This window comes from Acinetobacter colistiniresistens (genome assembly GCF_024582815.1).
Classification (GTDB): Bacteria; Pseudomonadota; Gammaproteobacteria; order Pseudomonadales; family Moraxellaceae; genus Acinetobacter.
The window spans coordinates 3,724,368-3,742,125 of the sequence record NZ_CP102099.1 but is presented as its reverse complement, the minus strand read 5'-3'; the positions used below and the strand labels follow the sequence as shown (position 1 = coordinate 3,742,125).

The window sequence follows — 17,758 nt, the reverse complement described above, 5'->3', positions numbered from 1 at the left end:
GCTTCGAACTACAGTATCCTATAGCATCTTATGCATAAATTTTCTATTTTAAGAAAGATTTTTTTGCAACTAGCCATTTTAAGCGGATTTCGCAATGTTTGATACCTTAACAGAACGACTCACACAGAGTTTAAGAAATGTTACTGGCTCAGGGCAGCTGACCGAAGACAATATTAAAGATACCCTACGTGAAGTACGTATGGCTCTTCTTGAAGCCGATGTGGCGTTACCTGTAACTCGTGAATTTATCGCGAAGGTTAAGGAAGAAGCGCTCGGTCAAGAGGTCATGACTCAGCTTTCTCCTGGTCAGGCATTTGTCAAGATTGTCTATGATGAACTCACCAAGATGATGGGTGAGGCAAATGAAACACTTGATTTAAGCGCAAAACCCCCTGTGGTTGTATTGCTTGCAGGTTTGCAGGGCGCGGGTAAAACCACAACGGCTGCAAAATTGGCGCGTTTCTTAAAAGAACGCCAAAAGAAAAAAGTCATGACTGTTTCTGCCGATGTATATCGTCCGGCAGCGATCAAGCAGTTAGAAACCGTATCGAACGAAGTTGGTGTTGGTTTCATCCCTTCAGAAGCAACTGAAAAGCCAATTGATATTGTCAATCGTGCCATTGAGCAAGCGAAAATCCAATTCGCAGATGTCTTGATTGTCGATACAGCCGGCCGTCTGCATGTCGATGAAGACATGATGGATGAGATCAAAGAATTACATGCTGCGGTGAAGCCAACTGAAACCTTATTCGTTGTTGATGCAATGACGGGTCAGGATGCTGCCAATACAGCCAAAGCGTTTAATGATGCTTTAGCACTAACAGGTGTGATCCTCACCAAAACTGATGGTGATGCACGTGGTGGTGCGGCACTTTCTGTTCGTGCCATCACAGGCAAGCCAATCAAGTTCTTGGGCATTGGCGAGAAACTGGATGCACTTGAGCCATTCCATCCTGATCGTGTTGCCCAACGTATTCTTGGGATGGGTGACGTCCTTTCTTTGGTCGAAGAAGTTGAACGTAAAATCGACAAAGAAAAAGCCGAAAAAATGGCGAAAAAATTGCAAAAAGGCGGAACCTTCAACTTTGAAGATATGCTGATGCAGTTTGAGCAAATGAGCAAAATGGGCGGCATGATGGGCTTCTTGGATAAGTTGCCTGGTATGAGCAATGCGGGCATTCAGGATGCGATTGAAAAAGCCAATCCTGAAAAGCAAGTGAAGCGTATGGAAGCCATCATTCAGTCGATGACGATCAAAGAGCGTCGTAATCCTGATTTGATTAACCCAAGTCGTAAAAAACGTATTGCAGCAGGTTGTGGGATGGATGTTGCCGAGGTCAACAAGTTGATCAAGCAACAAGCGCAGATGGCAAAAATGATGAAGAAATTTGCTAATCCATCAGGCATGAGCAAAATGCTGAAGTCATTGGGTAATATGCAAAAGCAATTTGGTGGTGGCGGAAATATGGGACCTTTATTTGGCAGTAATGACCAGAAAAAGTAAGTTCTATACTTCCTAAAAAGGCGCTTGATGCGCCTTTTTTAATGCGAGAGTGTTGTATGAATTTAATACAAAACATCAACATTCAAGGTGCTTTAAAAAGAAGAGAATTAAAAATAAGTCTATGTTTTACATTAAAAAGTAGTGTTAAATATGTCACATAATTCAAAGAATAGCGTATTTATTCTGCATTGTGAAAATGCTGATCCGGAACAGCATTGGTATGCATGGCTGGAACAACAACTGAAAAGTGAAGAGGTTGCGGTTGAACGTATTTTACTTGCTGATGCCGATCATCCCGAAGCTGAAGTTTGGCAAGCCTGCTTGGAGGCACAGTTAAAGGGAATGAATGAGCACAGCATTGTCGTGGCACATGGCTTATCTTGTGTGACCGTGGCTCGATTTCTGGCCAAACGACTCAAGCAGCATGCCTTGAAAGCTGGTATTTTTATTGCTGGTTTTCATGATCCTATTTTAAAACATCCTGAGTTTAATCGTCTTATTGAGCATTCACATTTTGAGAGTGGTTTATTGCGTGCCAATATCAAAAGGCGTCTGGTTTTCTTTTCCAGTAATGATCCGATCATTCCTGTACCACTTACCTTTAAATTTTCTCATCTACTCAATGCCCAACTGATTGAGGTAGCTCAGGCTGGGCATTTTCGTACAGAGGATGGGTTTAGTGAGTTCCCTCAATTATTGCAAGTTGTTCAAACTTTGTTGAAAGCAGAATTTAGTTGAACATAATGACGTAAGCCTTTGAGCAATAAGTCGGATTCAACTTGAGGCTGATAATGGCTGAGGAACTTGGCAAATAAAGCAGCATCACCACCAGTCAGAATCAGCGTTTTAGGAGACTGTTGCATAATTTGATCAATCGTACTGATCAAGCCAAGCAAGATACCGTGATGTACCGCATCTACAGTATTGTGGCCAGGTTTTAAATTATCAAAAGCCGAGTCTGGAATCTTGATGCCTTTGGTATTTTGAATTAGCGAGTCTCTTTGTAAATACAGATTTGGCAGGATATAACCACCTAAATGCTGCAATCCTTCGACCAGATCAATCGTTAATGCTGTACCACAGCCAATCACACAAAAGTTTTGATCTGGCTTTGCCATGGCCAAGACTTGCAACCAGCGGTCAATCCCGAGCTGGCTTGGGACATCATAGCCACAATGTAAACCCGCATATTCGGCATGCACTTTGGCAAAAATAATCGGAATATCCAAAATGTCGAGAATCATGTGAATACGTTGATTATTTTCCGAATCCAAAACGGACGAAATCCCGACACGACTTAAGTTTTGATGACGAAAGTGCTGAATCAAACCCAGTAATAAATCGGCGGGGGATTGCAGGTGAAGTTCGGCTGCATGTTCAATCACTTGATCATGTGCCGTAATCCAGTATTTTAAGCGGGTATTACCAATATCCAGCCATAAACTTTTCATAGAATCACCATTTCCTCAAATCGATGCGAGGCGCAAACGGCCTTGATAGAATTGCTGAAGCTGATCGTTTTTGATCAATACCGCACCGTCATTGGAAATCCCTTGAAAGACTCCCTGAACTTTCCCTTTAGCATGTTCAAATTCGACCTGTTGATTGAGCCAAATCGCATGATGGTTAAAGCGTTCAGCGAGATTATAGCTGCCATGCTCAAACCACTGCGCTGCCTGTTGAATGGCGGTGTAGAGTTCCGCAATCAAGGTTAAACGATCTGCATGGGCGAGACCGAGCATGGCTAAAGAAGTGATCGGTTGGTCTGCATTTGCTACAGGTGGCGTATTTAAATTCATTCCTACCCCCACAATGGCTTGATTGGGTGAAAGTGGTTCTACCAAGATTCCGCCCCATTTTCCCTGAGAGCTATATAAATCATTGGGCCATTTGACCTGCAAGCTCAAGCCATGCAAGCTTGGCATCTGTAAGATATTTAACGCAACTTCAAGCGCTAAGCGACCATCCAGTGCTGTATTGGTTTGAATCAGTGTGCTTAAATAAATGTTGCCTTCAGGAGAGGCCCATTGTCGTTGGTGCTGACCACGACCTTGCGTTTGCTGTGCACTACAGACCAATCCTGTGGTTATCCCTTTTTGCGCAATTTCACGCATATCATCATTGGTCGATGTTGTGGTTGTTTTAAGCAGTACCACTTCTGGAGATTGATTTTTTGCGTTCAATAATTGCTGCAGCTGGCGGGTTGCGAAATCATCCATCATTTTTACAAGTAGAGTGGTCATGTGTTTATGGAGTTAATCATATATTTGCTGATTGGCGCAATTGCTGGATTTGCTGCGGGGCTATTTGGTGTGGGCGGTGGCCTAATTATTGTGCCGATTTTATATATTGTCTTCACTCAAATGCATTATGAACCGAATGTCATCATGCATATTGCAGTTGGGACATCATTGGCAACCATTATTGTGACCTCGATTAGTTCGGTGATGGCACATCATAAAAAAGGGGCGGTGTTGTGGCCTGTGTTTCGTAATTTGGCACCAGGATTGGTGCTGGGTTCATTTCTGGGTGCGGGGGTAGCGGACTTAATGTCAGGACAGCATTTACAGTTAGTGATTGGGGTATTTGCGGTTTGGATGGCTTATAAGATGTTTAGAGGGGCGAGTGCAGTGGTTGATCCCAATCGTCATCTCCCTTCAGCAGCGTTACAACTTGCCGCGGGTGGCGGTATTGGGGTGGCATCCGCGATTTTTGGCATTGGTGGGGGTAGCCTCACCGTACCTTATCTCAATCGACATGGCGTCGTGATGCAAAAGGCAGTGGCGACCTCCGCAGCCTGTGGTTTACCCATCGCAGTTGCGGGAGCAATCGGTTTTATGTGGTTTGGTGCCAAAGAACAAATTGAGGTACCGAACACGATTGGTTATGTGCATATTTATGCTTTTCTGGGTATCAGTGTGATGAGTTTTATCACCGCAAAATTTGGCGCCAAAGTAGCCCATCGTCTCTCACCCGCCATGCTAAAAAAATGTTTTGCAGGTCTATTGGTGGTGGTGGGCAGCTATTTTATTTATAAAGGCTTGTTCTAAGCTCTTTTAACTGGTGAGTCCATAATGTACTTCAATGGTAGCAACCAAGGTTTCGACCAGAAGAAGTACATCATCTTGCTGACGTGCATCAATAAAGAACAGTGGGTAATTGAGCTCTTTGCTGGCCAACCACTCGCGATAGATGGATAGGGTGCGTTCTGGCATACGATCTATATGGGTAATTGCAATCACAATATTGTGACCAAAGGGCTGAAATGCCTGAATATATTGCTCTAAATCCAGCAACGGATTTTCGGCAGCATGGTCAATCATCACAATGGTGCCGATCGCACCTTTACAGATTACAGCCCAAATGAAATCAAAGCGATCTTGCCCTGGCGTGCCATAGAGGCCAACCTTGACACCATCCTCCAAAGTCAATTCGCCATAATCAATCCCAACAGTGGTCAGTAACTTGTCATGCGATCCGGTATCGGTATTCAGTGCTTCGGTACTGAGGACTTCAATTTCAGATAGGGCTTTGATCGCTGTGGATTTCCCTGAACCCATAGTGCCACCAAAGACAATTTTATATTGATGTAGAATCATATGTGTGTCCTTGATTAAAAGCCTAAACGATGACGTAGTCGGCCAAACAACTTTTTCATAAAATGTTGTTCTGGCTCGCTTTGTGATGCTTTAGGTTGATATTTTGCCTGTTGATCTTTAATCAGTGTTCCACAATTTGCCCCTAAACATGCAGCGACAAAGTGTCTGACTTTTTGTTCAGGTAGCTTAAGTTGCTGCGCAACCGTACTGATTTGTGCACCTTGGGCAAAGCAGGCAGACATCCGCAGGATATCTTGGCGATCTGCTTTATGCTTCGGTTGAGGCCAGAATTGCAGATAAAAACTGGAGGCAGAGGCGGGACATAAGCCTTCAAAATCCATTGATGTCCAGAGTAAATGCCAGAGCCACTGTTGTAAATCTTGTTGTGGCGTATCTAGGGTCCAATGCAGATCATTTTGCGTGGCGTAGGTATAGTTTAGGCTTGGATCCGTTTGAAATGAGTGGAATTCAGGGTGTTGCCATAGCCATTGATTGCGTGGGTCGGCAATCGCAACTAAGCCTTGGTTATCAAACAATTGAATCTTACCATTTTTAGGATTCTGGATTTCTTGTAAGACCTCTTTAATTTGCTTGCGATGAAAGCTTGGGGCTGACTCAATTTCAATATTTTCTAGGCCCTGATTCAAACGTTCGTTTAGATGGAAGCTGAGCCAGTGATGTAGAGGATGCAGATGATTGAGTGGTAAAAATAAAGTGTCATTTTCAATGGCGCTGTTTTTATTTTCATCATTGGCAATTTTGAGTACATTGATCTTATTGTTCTGGAGCAGGCTCTTGATATTGGGTGAATCAAAAAACACTTGATTGATCATAAGGATATCAAGTTGTGGTTCAGCAATATTGCTCCAGTTGATTTGGATATGATCAGGCACAGCCGTTTGAACCTGCTGCTTTAACTCATTCAAGGTTCTGAGGCTTAACCCAAAAATTGCAATATTGACAGCTTGATGAATACCCATGTTATGACTCATCTATAGATGGACTGAATGATTCAGTAGGAGAATTTAAATGCGATTTAATTAATGAAAATATTATTTTTGTGATGTGTATCAATAAAAATGTGATGAAAGAACATATTTTCAGATATATGGTGAATTCAAACAGTAAAGCTTAACTAGCTGATATTAATTATAGAAAAACTGGCTTTTTAGTCCATATTGAGAATGTGAGTGAGATTTTTAGGTTGATTGGCTTAAAAAGCAATAAAATTGTCAGACAATGATATAGAATTTATACCCTCAGATCAGTTAAAACAAAAAAGCGCAATTAACATTGGGTCAATGTGTATAACAAAGATAGCGAGGGGCTCATGAATCTCGAAGAGGCTGATAGTCTTTCTGAACAGATTGCAAAATATATTAGTGAACAAATTATTAGTGGTGAGCTGGTTGAAGGCGAACGCATTCAGGAGTTGCGCATTGCGAAAGAGTTAGATGTCAGCCGTGGCTCGGTTCGTGAGGCATTGCTATTACTGGAACGTACTTATTTAATTGAAATTTTTCCACGTCGTGGTGCCATTGTCTCTGAAATGTCAGCTCAGCAGGTCAAAGCTTTATTTGATACCAATGTGATGGTACTTGGACACATTGTGCAACGTATCAGTGAAACGTGGCGGGTTAATGAAGCAGAACAACTACAAACTTTATTGGATCAACTGGTTGAGTTTGTCCGTGCAGGTGATATTGAAAAATTTTACGATGCGATCTTTCAATATTTAGCAGAACAGCATGAGATGGTAGCGAATCCTTATCTGATGAAATTTTATAAGGAGCTACTCCCTTCCTTACGCCGTAGCTATTTTTTGACTCTGAATACTTCCCGTCGAGAGCTACAAGAATCGTTTACGCTGTTTAAGTTGGTGATTGATGCTATTTTGATCCGAAAATCACAACAAGCTGCTTTATTTATGGAAGATTTTTGTCGACACTTGCGCAACCTTGTGTTGGAATCTCTGACACGTATGAAACAGATTGAATTGGCTTGGGCTAGACGCTCACGCCGCTAGTTAGGGCAGTATGCGTTTAAGCAGTTTAAAACTTTCAGGCTTTAAATCTTTCGCCGATAGTACAACATTACATTTTAAGGCCAACCGTACTGCGGTGGTTGGGCCGAACGGTTGTGGTAAATCGAATGTCATTGATGCGATTCGCTGGGTGATGGGCGAGTCCAACGCACGTCAGTTGCGTGGTGGCAGTATGCAGGATGTCATTTTTACAGGCACCGCCAAGCGCAAACCTGTCGGGGTTGCCAGTGTTGAACTTCGTTTTGACAATACCTATGGTAAACTCGGTGGCGCTTATAATGCTTATAGCGAGCTTGCGGTTCGTCGTCAGGTCACACGTGAAGGTAAATCTGAATATTTCCTGAATGGCACCCGTTGCCGCCGTCGTGATATTACCGATATTTTCTTGGGGACGGGTTTAGGACCACGTTCTTATGCGGTGATTGAACAGGGCATGATTAACCGTTTGGTCGATGCCAAGCCCGAAGAAATGCGTGTGTTTATTGAAGAAGCGGCCGGTGTATCGCGTTATCAGGCACGTCGTCGTGAAACCTTACAGCATTTAGAGCATACTGAACAAAATCTGGCACGTTTAGATGATATTGCGGCTGAACTCAAATCTCAGCTCAGAAGTTTAAAACGTCAGGCAGAAGCTGCAATTCAATATAAGACCCTAGAAGGACAGATCCGTACTTTAAAAATCGAAATCCTTTCGTTTCAAGCCAATCAAAGTCAAAAGCTACAACAAGAATATACGGTGGAAATGACGGCACTGGGTGAAAACTTTAAGTTGGTTCGTTCTGAGTCACAGACCATTGAGCACGATCTTGAAGCCACCAGTGCTTTATTCCAACGCTTAATTCAGCAGTCTTCACCTTTGCAGCATGAATGGCAGCAAGCCGAGAAAAAACTGTCTGAATTAAAAATGACTTTGGAACAAAAACAGAGTTTATTCCAACAAAACAGTACCAGTTTGCAGCAACTTGAGCAGCAGAAAGTACAAACCAAAGAGCGTTTGCAACTCTCCGAATTGCAGGTTGAAACTCTAAGTACCCAATTTGATGAGCAAAATGAAACTTTGCTTGCCTTAGAGCAGCAGACACAAACGGCTGAGCACAATTTTAGCGATGTTCAAGCACAACATAAGCAAGCACAGCAGCAATTTGAACAACTGAAAATCCAAGTCGATCAGCAACAACAAAAAAAGTTGCAGATGGCCGCGCAAATTGAGCAGTTGGGTAAGAATGTGCTGCGGATTGAGCAGCAAAAGCAGACCTTGCAAACGCAAACCACTCAGATTCGTGCTCAGGTTCAGGATGATGAGCAAGCGCAGCTAGAACAATTGCAGCAACAACTGCAACAGGAAATCATTGCATTAGAAACTGCAATTGAGCAATTACAGCAGAATGTCCAGACACAGCAAGATCAACAACAGACGAACAAAACGGATCTGCAAAGCCTGAAAACCGAGATTCAGGTTTTATTGGCTGAACAAAAGAACTTGAATCAGCTCGTTGCCAAGCAAAGTCCGAAGCAGAATCAAGATGCAGTTCGATTGATGCAAAGCCTACGTTTGAGCGCTCAAGCTAAAGCGCATGCAAGCATTATTGAGAAGTTTTTAGCCAAGTGGTTACAAGCGCATTTACTGGATGGTGAGCAGTCATTTCAGCAAGGTGTGGCGAGACAGTTAAAGAATCCCTCTTGCGGAACTACAACCGTTCCTCATCCCTTTGATAAAGGGAGGAGTTCCCCTCCTTTGATAAAGGAGGGCTGGGGTGGATTTAATGGTTATTTAAGTGAATGGATCGAAGCACCACAATCTTCTTTATGGTCCAATGTCGCCGTTGCAGAAGATTTAGCCACAGCTTTGCGATACCAAGCGGATCTCCAGCACGCACAATCCATTTTAACGCTGGATGGTTATCATGTCGGGGCGGACTGGGTAATTGCTTTGCATTACGATGAAGACAGCCAAACTGCGCAGGGCATGCTCAGTCATCAAGTCCGTTTAGAGGAAATTGAACAGCAACTCGCACAGAAACAACCGCAGTTGCTTGATCTGGAACATCAGTTTTCGCAACAGCAGCAGGCTTTGCAACAGCAGCAACAGCGCTTGCAGCAGCAACAACAAAACCTGAAGCAAAAGCAAAAAGAACTGCAACAGCTGGATGTACAAATTGCCAAGCTGCAAAGTACGGCACAAGCCTTTGTATTGCAGCAACAGCAACTGGCAGATCAACTGAAACAGCTTGATCTACAGCTTGAAGAAGATGCCATGCAGCGTGATGATCTGGAGATTGATCTGCATGCGCTTGCACTGAAATTAGAAGCCGTGTTGCCAAATTATAAGACTTTGCAATTTCAGGTAGAAAACTTGAATGAGCAGTTGGATGAGCAACAACAGCAGCTGACTCAACAACAGCAGCAACGTGAAACTTTGCGTCGCCAAACTTCACAAGCCAATCAGCAAATTGAGTTGTTAGAGAAAGATATCTCGTTCCTAAAAACACAATATCGTCAAATCATCGAACAAATCGAGCAGGCCAAGAAGTTTGTTGATCCGATTCAACTTGAGCTGCCGAATTTAGAGTCACAATTCCAACAGCAATTTCAGCAAACCGAAAAGCTGCAAAAAACCTGGAATGAATGGCAGCTTGAACTGAATCAAGTGCAAGAGAAGCAGCAGCAACTGACGGAACAACGCCATCAAGCACAGCAAAAAGATGAGCAGGTGCGCGAGCAGTTAGAACAAAAGCGGTTGGCTTGGCAGGCAGCGAAATCAGATCGTGAGCATTATCTGGAGCAGTTGAAAGAACTGAATACAGACGCTTTATCTGATGTGTCGATTGAAATGAAAGATCATCAGCAGAAACTGGAAAAAGCGCAGCAGCAATTTGAAAAAATTGGTGCAGTGAATTTGGCAGCTTCACAAGAATATGAAGAAGTGTCACAGCGTTTTGATGAGCTGAGTCACCAGATGCAGGATCTACAAAATACCGTTGATCAGCTTAAAGACGCGATGAAAAGTATTGATCAAGAAACCCGTAAGTTGTTTATGACCACCTTTGATCAGGTCAATCAAGAACTGCAACTGTTGTTTCCAAAGGTATTTGGTGGTGGTGAAGCGACTTTAAGCCTTGAAGATGATTGGCAGTCTGGGGTGAAACTGATGGCGCGTCCACCCGGCAAGCGTAACAGCTCCTTGGCCTTGCTTTCAGGCGGTGAAAAGACCCTAACAGCTTTGGCTTTGGTGTTTGCGATTTTTAGATTGAACCCTGCACCCTTTTGTGTACTGGATGAAGTTGATGCGCCACTTGATGATGCCAATGTACAACGGTATTGTAATTTGGTAAAAGAGCTTTCTGAACAAGTGCAATTCATTTACATTACACATAATAAATTGGCGATGACCATGGCAACTGATTTACTTGGAGTCACCATGCCAGAGCCAGGCACATCAAAATTAGTGACTGTCGATTTAGAACAGGCAAAAGAATACGGGTTAGTTGCGGAGTCTTAGTATGGAAATGAATACAATAATAGGCATTGTTGCTGCCGTTGCGATTATGCTCGTTGGTTTAATCATGATTTTAAGAAAACCAAAACCAGTTGAGCCATCATTAGATGCAGATTTACATATTAATCCTGAAAGTCAGCAACCTGTGATTCCACGTCATGTACGTGACCAGCTTTTACAAAAAGAAGTGATGACCACAACTGAGCGTGTTGAACCAAGTTTAAATACTGAAGCAATTGCATCGGAGCCTGTAACTGAGCAAGCCGTTGACACAACTGGTGCTGAAACAAAAACAGCCGAAACAGAACAAACTGCTAAAGTAGAACAGGTTGTTGAAGCTGTTGCAGAGCTTGAAGCGGCACAAAAAGATGAGACAGTAGCAGTTGAAGCAGAAACAACAGTGGTCTCTGAAAATGTAGAAGCTACAGAGAAAGCAGAGGACAGCAAAGCGGAAGCTGAGCTTAGTTTAAATCCAAATATTGAAACCGTCGCAATAGAAGAGTTTGATGGTGAAAGTAATATTCTGGATGTACATTTACATGAACAGCAGCGTTATGATGATGAAAGTGCTTTAGCCACCGCAGAACAGATTATCGCCTTGAATGTTTATCCGAATCCACGCCGTGCCTTATCAGGCGATAAAGCACTCAAGGTATTGTTAAAATACGGTCTACGTTTCGGTGAAATGTCGTGTTTCCATCGTTATGAAAACACTGATGAGCCAAGTGCCTTGATGTTCTCTGTGCTGCGTATGACGGATAATGGTCCAGCAGGTTTTGATTTGGAAAGCTTATCTGGCGAACAAGTCCAAGGTCTAGCATTTTTCCTTGCGCTGCCAAATAGCAAAGCGGTTACGGGTTATGACATGATGACCAGTATTGCGGGATTAATTGCGCGTGAAGTCGATGGCAAGGTCTATGATGAAAATAATTTGGAGTTTACACCGCAGTTGAAAGAACATTGGCGTCATCATGTGATTGATTATCGTCCAAATCAGGCGACGGTTTAATTAGTTGCTTGAGCCTGTAAATTATTTTGTGTAAGTTCCATTTTTTATAAATGATCTTTTAATCGATCATCGAACTGAATCGTAAACCAATTCATTGCTAAACGCCAATTTTGAATTGGCATCGTCCATTTCTTCGCAGCATTTGATGTTGCTAAGTAAATGACCTTCTTTACTGAGTCATCAGATGAAAAGATTTTCCTCTTCTTCGTTGAATGGCGTATTACGCTATTCAACGACTCAATCGCATTTGTTGTATAAATTGCATGACGTATTTCGGCTGGATAGCTAAAGATCGTTCGGATATTTTCCCAATTGGCCCGCCAGGATTCTCCAATTTTGGGATACTGGTGATTCCATTGATCACAGAAGATGTCTAGGGACTTTAAAGCATTTTCCTCTGTACTTGCCTGATAAATCGCTTTCAGACCCGAGGTAACAGCCTTGTAGTCTTTCCAGCTTACAAATCTCAGGCTATTGCGTACAACATGCACGATACACAGTTGAATATCAGTATGAGGGTAAACGGAGGCTATCGCGTCAGGAAAGCCTTTTAATCCATCTACACAGGCAACAAGAATATCCTGTACTCCTCGATTTTTTAGCTCTGTCATGACTGACAGCCAGAATTTGGCACCTTCTGTCTGAGCAATCCACATACCCAGTAATTCTTTTTGTCCATCCATATTGATGCCTAAAGCAAGGTATACGGACTTGTTAATCACATTGGAGTGCTGACGGACTTTGACAACAATACAGTCAAGATAGACAACAGGATAAAGGCTATCTAAGGCTCTATTTTGCCACTCAGTCACTTGCTCAATCACAGCATCGGTAACTTTGCTGATGAGAGATGCTGAGACATCGGCATCGTACATTTCTTTGAAGAAGGCTACAATTTCCCTATTAGTCATTCCTTTTGCATACAGTGAGAGGATTTGGTCATCCATACTGGTGATGCGTGTTTGGTGCTTTTGATAATTTGTGGCTCAAATGAACCTTCTCGATCACGGGGAATATCTAAAGCCAGTTGTCCATCTTGAGTTGTAATGGTTTTAGAACTAAACCCATTACGGCTATTTGAGCCTTTCCTGGACTGATGCTTTTCATAACCGAGATGGTCTGAAAGTTCAGTATTGAGTGCAGTTTCAATCATGAATTTTTTAAAGACTGCTGTCATTTGGTTTAAGTCTTCTGGTGTTTTTAGACCTTTAGCCAATTCGGCAGCCATACTTTTGATTGTTGCTTCATCCATGTGAAGTACCTTTTGTAATTATCCTCTGAAGGATAAATGAAAATTAAGTACTTACACAAAATTTAGAACAGTCCCAGTTGCTTTTTCATAAACTGATTAACATGTTTTTAAATTTGAAAAATAAAGAACTTAACGGAGTCATGTTCGGTTCTCATCCTATTTTAGGTTAAACCTTCGGTTCGACTTACTTTTGTTTCGACAAAAGTAAGCAAAACCATTGTCATCTGCAAAACCTGTTCACTACTTTCATTAAAGTGATTTTATTGCAAAAACATTATCTTGTTTAAATCACGCAGGTTGCAGATGACATTTCTGAGTATCATATTTCATGTCTAACTCAGGTTCGATATACTAAATTCAGTAAAAAATTATAGGGCGGTTTTTCCGCCCTTTTATATGGTGAAATTTAAATGGAACACAACTCAGTTATTGAGCAAATGCGTCAGTTGATTCAACTGATTGCAAAACACAATCATGCTTACTATGTGATGGATCAACCTTCCATTTCTGACAGTGAATATGACCATTTATTTCATCAGCTCAAAGCCTTAGAACAACAATATCCAGACTGTATTCAGGCGGATACCCCGACCAATAAGGTGGGTGGTCAAGCGCTATCAAAATTTGAAAGTGTGACTCATGCAGTGCCAATGCTGTCATTGGGCAATGTCTTTAATCAGGAAGATCTGTTTGCCTTTGCCCGTCGTATTGACGAGCGTTTACCCCACCAAGAGGTTCAATATGATGTTGAACTGAAACTGGATGGTTTGGCAATTTCACTATGGTATGAAAATGGCATATTGGTTCGTGGGGTAACACGTGGGGATGGTGAGACAGGTGAAGACATTACCCAAAATGTCAAAACCATTCGTAATTTGCCGAAGGTGTTATCCAGTCAGCATCAAGCTATTCCAGCGTTTCTGGAAGTTCGTGGTGAAGTGTTAATGCCAAAACAAGGCTTCGAAAAACTCAATGCCGATCAGGAAGCCAAAGGCGATAAAACCTTTGCCAATCCACGTAATGCTGCAGCAGGAAGCCTGCGTCAGCTGGACCCAAATATCGCCGCGTCACGTCCTTTGGCCTTCTATGCCTACGGGATTGCACAGTGCCAGCCAGATCATGGACTTGAGACCATGCATGATAGTTTGCATTGGCTCACCAAGTTCGGTTTTGAAATTGCTGAACGTCAATTCCTGTGTGCTTCGATTGAAGAAGTACAGCAACGCTATGAACAGATTCAACAAGAACGTCCAGAGCTTAAAGTTGAAATTGATGGCATGGTGATTAAGGTGGATAGCCTTAAACAGCAACAACAATTAGGTTTCTTGAGTCGCGAACCACGTTGGGCAACGGCTTATAAATTCCCGGCGCAGGCAGCACTGACCAAAGTTGAAAATATTGACTGGCAAGTGGGGCGTACAGGAACACTGACACCTGTCGCACGTTTAACCCCTGTCTTTGTTGGTGGGGTGACGGTGTCTAATGTGACCTTGCATAATATTGGTGAAATCCATCGTTTAGATGTGCGTATTGGCGATACCGTCAGTGTCTATCGTACCGGTGATGTGATTCCAAAAGTTGAGAAGGTTTGGGCTGAGTTCCGACCTGCCGATGCGGAGATGGTGCATCTTCCGACCAATTGTCCAGTCTGTGAATCACCTGTGGTGATGCCAGAGGGTGAAGCATTAGCACGTTGTTCGGGTGGCCTGTATTGTGCTGCGCAACGGATTGAAGCCATTCGTCACTTTGTTTCACGTAAAGCTTTGGATATTGAAGGCTTAGGCGACCGTTGGGTGGAGTCACTTCTGCATCTCGACCTACTTAAAGATGTGGCTGATATTTATCATTTGCATGAGCACCGCGCGACTTTATTGACCATTGAGAAAATGGGTGAGAAATCGGTTCAGAACCTGATTGATGCGATTGAAGCCAGTAAGAAAACCACTTTAGCACGCTTTATTTATGCCTTGGGGATTCGTGGGGTGGGTGAAACCACCGCACGTATGCTGGCGAATACCTTTCAGACGCTTGAAGCTTTAAAAGCTGCGGATATTGAAGCACTCAAGAAAACCCCAGATGTAGGTGATATTACCGCAGAATGGATTGCCGACTTTTTCCAAGCACCGCATAACGTTGAAGTGTTGGATCGTTTAATGGCGGCAGGCATTCATTGGGATGCACCAACTGCACCAACGCGTCAGCCATTAAATGGTGAGAGTTGGGTGGTGACAGGAACACTGGAAACCATGGGGCGTGATGAAGCAACCCAGAAACTTCAAGCCTTAGGTGCACGTGTCAGTGGTAGTGTGTCGAGTAAAACCAAATGTGTGGTTGCTGGCGAGAAGGCAGGTAGTAAGCTAGATAAAGCGCAGAAATTAGACATTCGAGTTTTGAATGAGCAAGAGTTCTTAGAATTTTTGAAGCAGTATGAAGCCTGATTCTTTATTTAAGTTTTGAGTTAGGACGAAGGGATAAAAAAGGCGGCATTTATGCCGCCTTTTTTTGATGTTAAATATATTTTTTCACAATGCCATCATCCAGCAATTGCTGGAAATGTTCACAGACACTTTCACGTACATCACGATATTCAATCCCAAGCTCTTTGACACTGCGTTGCGCATTAAAATAGATTGGGTAACCCATATTCAATTTTACAAATTGACGTGAATAACCGAGGATTGGTGCGACAAATGAAAAGGCAGTTTTTGGTACAGTAAAGTGCGGGAATGGAAACTTATAGCCAAACTTCTGAGTAAGTGCCTTACCCATGTCCAATAAACTGAGTGTGCCACCACAAATAATGTAACGGCCTTGTGCTTTTGGATTTAATGCAGCAGCCACATGCGCATCGGCAACATCACGAACATCCACAATACCATTCCACATGGGCGGTACACCGAACAAGGTGGTGCCATTGCCGAACTGTTGTAATACTTCAATACTACCTGACTGGCTCGCATCAGTAAGAGATGGCCCCATCACCAAGGCGGGATTAATACAGACTAAATCCCAACGATTTTGTTGTTCTGCCATTTCCCAAGCTTTACGTTCTGCCATGACTTTTGAATAAGGATAAGGCTGGTGTGTTTCGTTACTGGTTTTGTTCCAGTGATTTTCATCAAACTCATTATTGGCAGTGTGTTGAATTTCAACTGCATCGCCATAGGTTGAGGCAATACTTGAGGTCAGCACCACACGTTTGACCGATTCAGTACGATTAACGCTATCCAATACATTTTCTGTGCCTTTCACCGCAGGCTCAATAATGTCTTTGACTGCATCTTTGTAATTGGTTACCACAAAAGGGGATGCGGTATGAATCACGATTTCACAATTTTGCATGGCTGCATCAAATGATTGTGGCTCAAGTAAATCGGCTTTAAAAAACTCAATTTTTCCAGAAGATTGCTCTGCAAGAGCATACAAATGCTGAATCTTATTTTTCTTGGATGGGTCTCGCACCGTGGCATGAACCGTATAGCCTTGATTCAACAGACGTTCAATAATCCAGCCTGCAATATAACCCGTCGCGCCAGTGACCAAAATTGGTTTGCTTTTATCCATTGTGGTTTCCGCATTATGTTTTTGTGATTGCTGTTATTTACCGAATTTTGACTGAACAAACAACAGCTGAGCAGTCATTTTTTTATGTTTTTTTGATCAAAACATTGGCGAAATAAGAAGCATTGCTAGTCGTTACAAAAAATCAAACAAATGATTTTCAATAGAATTATCTATTTTAAAACTGATAAATGATATGCAAAGGCTTATTTTATTTAGATAAATTCAGCCAATTCGAACTGTAAATGCGTATGCTTCTCATTTTAATTTTATAAAAATCATAAACTTACACACTTTTGTTTTTGCAATTCCAGTGTAACTTGGCCATAATATTGTCATTCGATAGGAGTAAGTATTATGCGTGGCAATCCAGAAGTCATCGACTATTTAAATATGCTCATTGGCGGTGAATTGGCTGCTCGTGATCAATATTTAATTCATTCAAGAATGTACGAAGATTGGGGCTTAAACAAGATCTATGAGCGTATTGACCATGAAATGCAAGAAGAAGCATCTCATGCAGATTCAATCATTCGTCGTGTACTGTTCCTAGGTGCTCAACCGAATATGAACCGTGAAGACATCAATGTCGGTAGCGATGTGGTGAGTTGTTTAAAAGCTGATTTAGCCCTTGAATACCATGTCCGTGAAAAATTGGCAGTGGGTATAAAACTGTGTGAAGAAAAAGGCGATTATATTAGCCGTGATATGTTGCGTCAGCAGCTTTCAGATACAGAAGAAGATCATACCTATTGGTTAGAAAAGCAATTACGTTTAATTGAATTGATTGGTTTACAGAATTATATTCAATCACAAATTTAATCGATCAGATCTTAAGCTGTGATACGTAAAAAGAGAACTTCATTTGAAGTTCTCTTTTTGTGAAAAATTTATATCTAGCCTAGAATTTTTTACTATAGTTGATAAATAAATTGCCTTCGCTAAAGTCATTGCCGTGTTTTACCTGATATCAATGCGGATATATTGTAGTGCAAAGCCTTTAAAATAAACTTGCAGCATATTTAAAGTAGTCAGAGGTTTGGATGTCGAATGGCAATATGGTATCAGTCACATGCTTATCTAGCCTTAAACCTACTACAGGTGCCAACGCTGACCACTGTTATTTGATTGGGTTTATCAGGTGTATGATCTGGAAGGCATTCCGTATCAGCGGACCTTGTTTACACTGGACCAGAACCCGATTGATGATTCGCTTGGCATTGATTTTTAAACGCATATAAAAATGCCTAGACTAAAAAAGCTAGGCATAAAAGCAATCAATAAGCTGATCCA

At 42.2% G+C, this 17,758-nt stretch carries 13 protein-coding genes and 3 pseudogenes; 9 read left to right on the top strand and 7 right to left on the bottom strand.

Going from position 1 to position 17,758, the window contains the following annotated elements:
* Nucleotides 1-94: 94 nt before the first annotated feature.
* Both ffh and NQU59_RS17985 read left to right on the top strand, forming a co-directional pair.
* Complete coding sequence (gene ffh, locus NQU59_RS17990) at nucleotides 95-1,504, top strand: signal recognition particle protein (RefSeq protein ID WP_005239368.1); 1,410 nt, start codon at nucleotides 95-97, stop codon at nucleotides 1,502-1,504.
* A 150-nt stretch (nucleotides 1,505-1,654) separates the two neighbouring features.
* Nucleotides 1,655-2,242 (top strand): RBBP9/YdeN family alpha/beta hydrolase, encoded by a 588-nt coding sequence (locus NQU59_RS17985; protein WP_257064361.1) that lies wholly within the window; start codon nucleotides 1,655-1,657, stop codon nucleotides 2,240-2,242.
* Here NQU59_RS17985 and NQU59_RS17980 read toward each other — a convergent pair.
* Both NQU59_RS17980 and NQU59_RS17975 read right to left on the bottom strand, forming a co-directional pair.
* Nucleotides 2,212-2,955 (bottom strand): pantothenate kinase, encoded by a 744-nt coding sequence (locus NQU59_RS17980; protein WP_005239364.1) that lies wholly within the window; start codon nucleotides 2,953-2,955, stop codon nucleotides 2,212-2,214. The two genes, NQU59_RS17985 and NQU59_RS17980, sit on opposite strands and share 31 nt — an antisense overlap.
* Before the next feature lie 15 nt (nucleotides 2,956-2,970).
* The gene (locus NQU59_RS17975; RefSeq protein ID WP_005239363.1) at nucleotides 2,971-3,747 is read right to left on the bottom strand and encodes a biotin--[acetyl-CoA-carboxylase] ligase; all 777 of its coding nucleotides are present in this window, start codon (nucleotides 3,745-3,747) and stop codon (nucleotides 2,971-2,973) included.
* A gap of 6 nt (nucleotides 3,748-3,753) precedes the next feature.
* Here NQU59_RS17975 and NQU59_RS17970 point away from each other — a divergent pair, with 6 nt between their 5' ends.
* A complete protein-coding gene (locus tag NQU59_RS17970) occupies nucleotides 3,754-4,554 on the top strand; it encodes a sulfite exporter TauE/SafE family protein (protein ID WP_043971338.1) in 801 nt (266 codons plus the stop codon).
* Nucleotides 4,555-4,560: 6 nt separating this feature from the next.
* Here NQU59_RS17970 and NQU59_RS17965 read toward each other — a convergent pair whose 3' ends face one another.
* Nucleotides 4,561-5,103, bottom strand: coding sequence for a GTP-binding protein (locus NQU59_RS17965; RefSeq protein ID WP_257064357.1), 543 nt, complete (start codon nucleotides 5,101-5,103; stop codon nucleotides 4,561-4,563).
* A gap of 14 nt (nucleotides 5,104-5,117) precedes the next feature.
* Nucleotides 5,118-6,083, bottom strand: coding sequence for a hypothetical protein (locus NQU59_RS17960; RefSeq protein ID WP_005239358.1), 966 nt, complete (start codon nucleotides 6,081-6,083; stop codon nucleotides 5,118-5,120).
* Nucleotides 6,084-6,433: 350 nt separating this feature from the next.
* On the opposite strand from NQU59_RS17960, the gene NQU59_RS17955 reads away from it, so the two are divergent.
* The 3 genes from NQU59_RS17955 to NQU59_RS17945 are packed head-to-tail and all read left to right on the top strand — an operon-like array spanning nucleotide 6,434 to nucleotide 11,652.
* Nucleotides 6,434-7,129 carry a GntR family transcriptional regulator gene (locus NQU59_RS17955; protein WP_005239356.1) on the top strand — a complete coding sequence of 232 codons (696 nt, stop codon included), beginning with the start codon at nucleotides 6,434-6,436 and terminating at the stop codon, nucleotides 7,127-7,129.
* Between the two features lie 10 nt (nucleotides 7,130-7,139).
* Nucleotides 7,140-10,646 (top strand): chromosome segregation protein SMC, encoded by a 3,507-nt coding sequence (smc, locus tag NQU59_RS17950; protein ID WP_257064345.1) that lies wholly within the window; start codon nucleotides 7,140-7,142, stop codon nucleotides 10,644-10,646.
* Between the two features lies 1 nt (nucleotide 10,647).
* Complete coding sequence (locus tag NQU59_RS17945) at nucleotides 10,648-11,652, top strand: cell division protein ZipA C-terminal FtsZ-binding domain-containing protein (RefSeq protein WP_257064343.1); 1,005 nt, start codon at nucleotides 10,648-10,650, stop codon at nucleotides 11,650-11,652.
* Nucleotides 11,653-11,696: 44 nt separating this feature from the next.
* Here NQU59_RS17945 and NQU59_RS17940 read toward each other — a convergent pair.
* Nucleotides 11,697-12,904: pseudogene (locus NQU59_RS17940) on the bottom strand (IS256-like element ISAba26 family transposase).
* 410 nt (nucleotides 12,905-13,314) lie between these two features.
* On the opposite strand from NQU59_RS17940, the gene ligA reads away from it, so the two are divergent.
* On the top strand, nucleotides 13,315-15,342 hold the full coding sequence (ligA, locus tag NQU59_RS17935) for an NAD-dependent DNA ligase LigA (RefSeq protein WP_043971264.1): 2,028 nt from the start codon (nucleotides 13,315-13,317) through the stop codon (nucleotides 15,340-15,342).
* A 70-nt stretch (nucleotides 15,343-15,412) separates the two neighbouring features.
* Here ligA and NQU59_RS17930 read toward each other — a convergent pair whose 3' ends face one another.
* Nucleotides 15,413-16,468 carry an SDR family oxidoreductase gene (locus tag NQU59_RS17930; protein ID WP_005239347.1) on the bottom strand — a complete coding sequence of 352 codons (1,056 nt, stop codon included), beginning with the start codon at nucleotides 16,466-16,468 and terminating at the stop codon, nucleotides 15,413-15,415.
* A 354-nt stretch (nucleotides 16,469-16,822) separates the two neighbouring features.
* Between NQU59_RS17930 and ftn the strand changes: the two genes are divergently transcribed.
* Nucleotides 16,823-17,287: a heteropolymeric bacterioferritin subunit Ftn gene (ftn, locus tag NQU59_RS17925; RefSeq protein WP_005239345.1), complete on the top strand. Its 465-nt coding sequence runs from the start codon at nucleotides 16,823-16,825 to the stop codon at nucleotides 17,285-17,287.
* Between the two features lie 79 nt (nucleotides 17,288-17,366).
* Here the strand turns inward: ftn and NQU59_RS17920 are convergent.
* Nucleotides 17,367-17,479: pseudogene (locus NQU59_RS17920) on the bottom strand (hypothetical protein); the annotation flags it as partial.
* Between the two features lie 106 nt (nucleotides 17,480-17,585).
* Here NQU59_RS17920 and NQU59_RS17915 point away from each other — a divergent pair.
* Nucleotides 17,586-17,696, top strand: a pseudogene (locus tag NQU59_RS17915) (LysR family transcriptional regulator); the annotation flags it as partial.
* Nucleotides 17,697-17,758: the final 62 nt, after the last annotated feature.

What these genes read in the sequence shown, in the direction of transcription:
- ligA (WP_043971264.1), top strand. Translation starts at nt 13,315, where the DNA reads ATGGAACACAACTCAGTTATTGAGCAAATGCGTCAGTTGATTCAACTG.
- NQU59_RS17960 (WP_005239358.1), bottom strand. Translation starts at nt 6,083, where the DNA reads ATGGGTATTCATCAAGCTGTCAATATTGCAATTTTTGGGTTAAGCCTC.
- NQU59_RS17970 (WP_043971338.1), top strand. Translation starts at nt 3,754, where the DNA reads ATGGAGTTAATCATATATTTGCTGATTGGCGCAATTGCTGGATTTGCT.
- NQU59_RS17930 (WP_005239347.1), bottom strand. Translation starts at nt 16,468, where the DNA reads ATGGATAAAAGCAAACCAATTTTGGTCACTGGCGCGACGGGTTATATT.
- NQU59_RS17945 (WP_257064343.1), top strand. Translation starts at nt 10,648, where the DNA reads ATGGAAATGAATACAATAATAGGCATTGTTGCTGCCGTTGCGATTATG.
- NQU59_RS17965 (WP_257064357.1), bottom strand. Translation starts at nt 5,103, where the DNA reads ATGATTCTACATCAATATAAAATTGTCTTTGGTGGCACTATGGGTTCA.
- NQU59_RS17955 (WP_005239356.1), top strand. Translation starts at nt 6,434, where the DNA reads ATGAATCTCGAAGAGGCTGATAGTCTTTCTGAACAGATTGCAAAATAT.
- NQU59_RS17985 (WP_257064361.1), top strand. Translation starts at nt 1,655, where the DNA reads ATGTCACATAATTCAAAGAATAGCGTATTTATTCTGCATTGTGAAAAT.
- smc (WP_257064345.1), top strand. Translation starts at nt 7,140, where the DNA reads ATGCGTTTAAGCAGTTTAAAACTTTCAGGCTTTAAATCTTTCGCCGAT.
- NQU59_RS17980 (WP_005239364.1), bottom strand. Translation starts at nt 2,955, where the DNA reads ATGAAAAGTTTATGGCTGGATATTGGTAATACCCGCTTAAAATACTGG.
- ftn (WP_005239345.1), top strand. Translation starts at nt 16,823, where the DNA reads ATGCGTGGCAATCCAGAAGTCATCGACTATTTAAATATGCTCATTGGC.
- NQU59_RS17975 (WP_005239363.1), bottom strand. Translation starts at nt 3,747, where the DNA reads ATGACCACTCTACTTGTAAAAATGATGGATGATTTCGCAACCCGCCAG.
- ffh (WP_005239368.1), top strand. Translation starts at nt 95, where the DNA reads ATGTTTGATACCTTAACAGAACGACTCACACAGAGTTTAAGAAATGTT.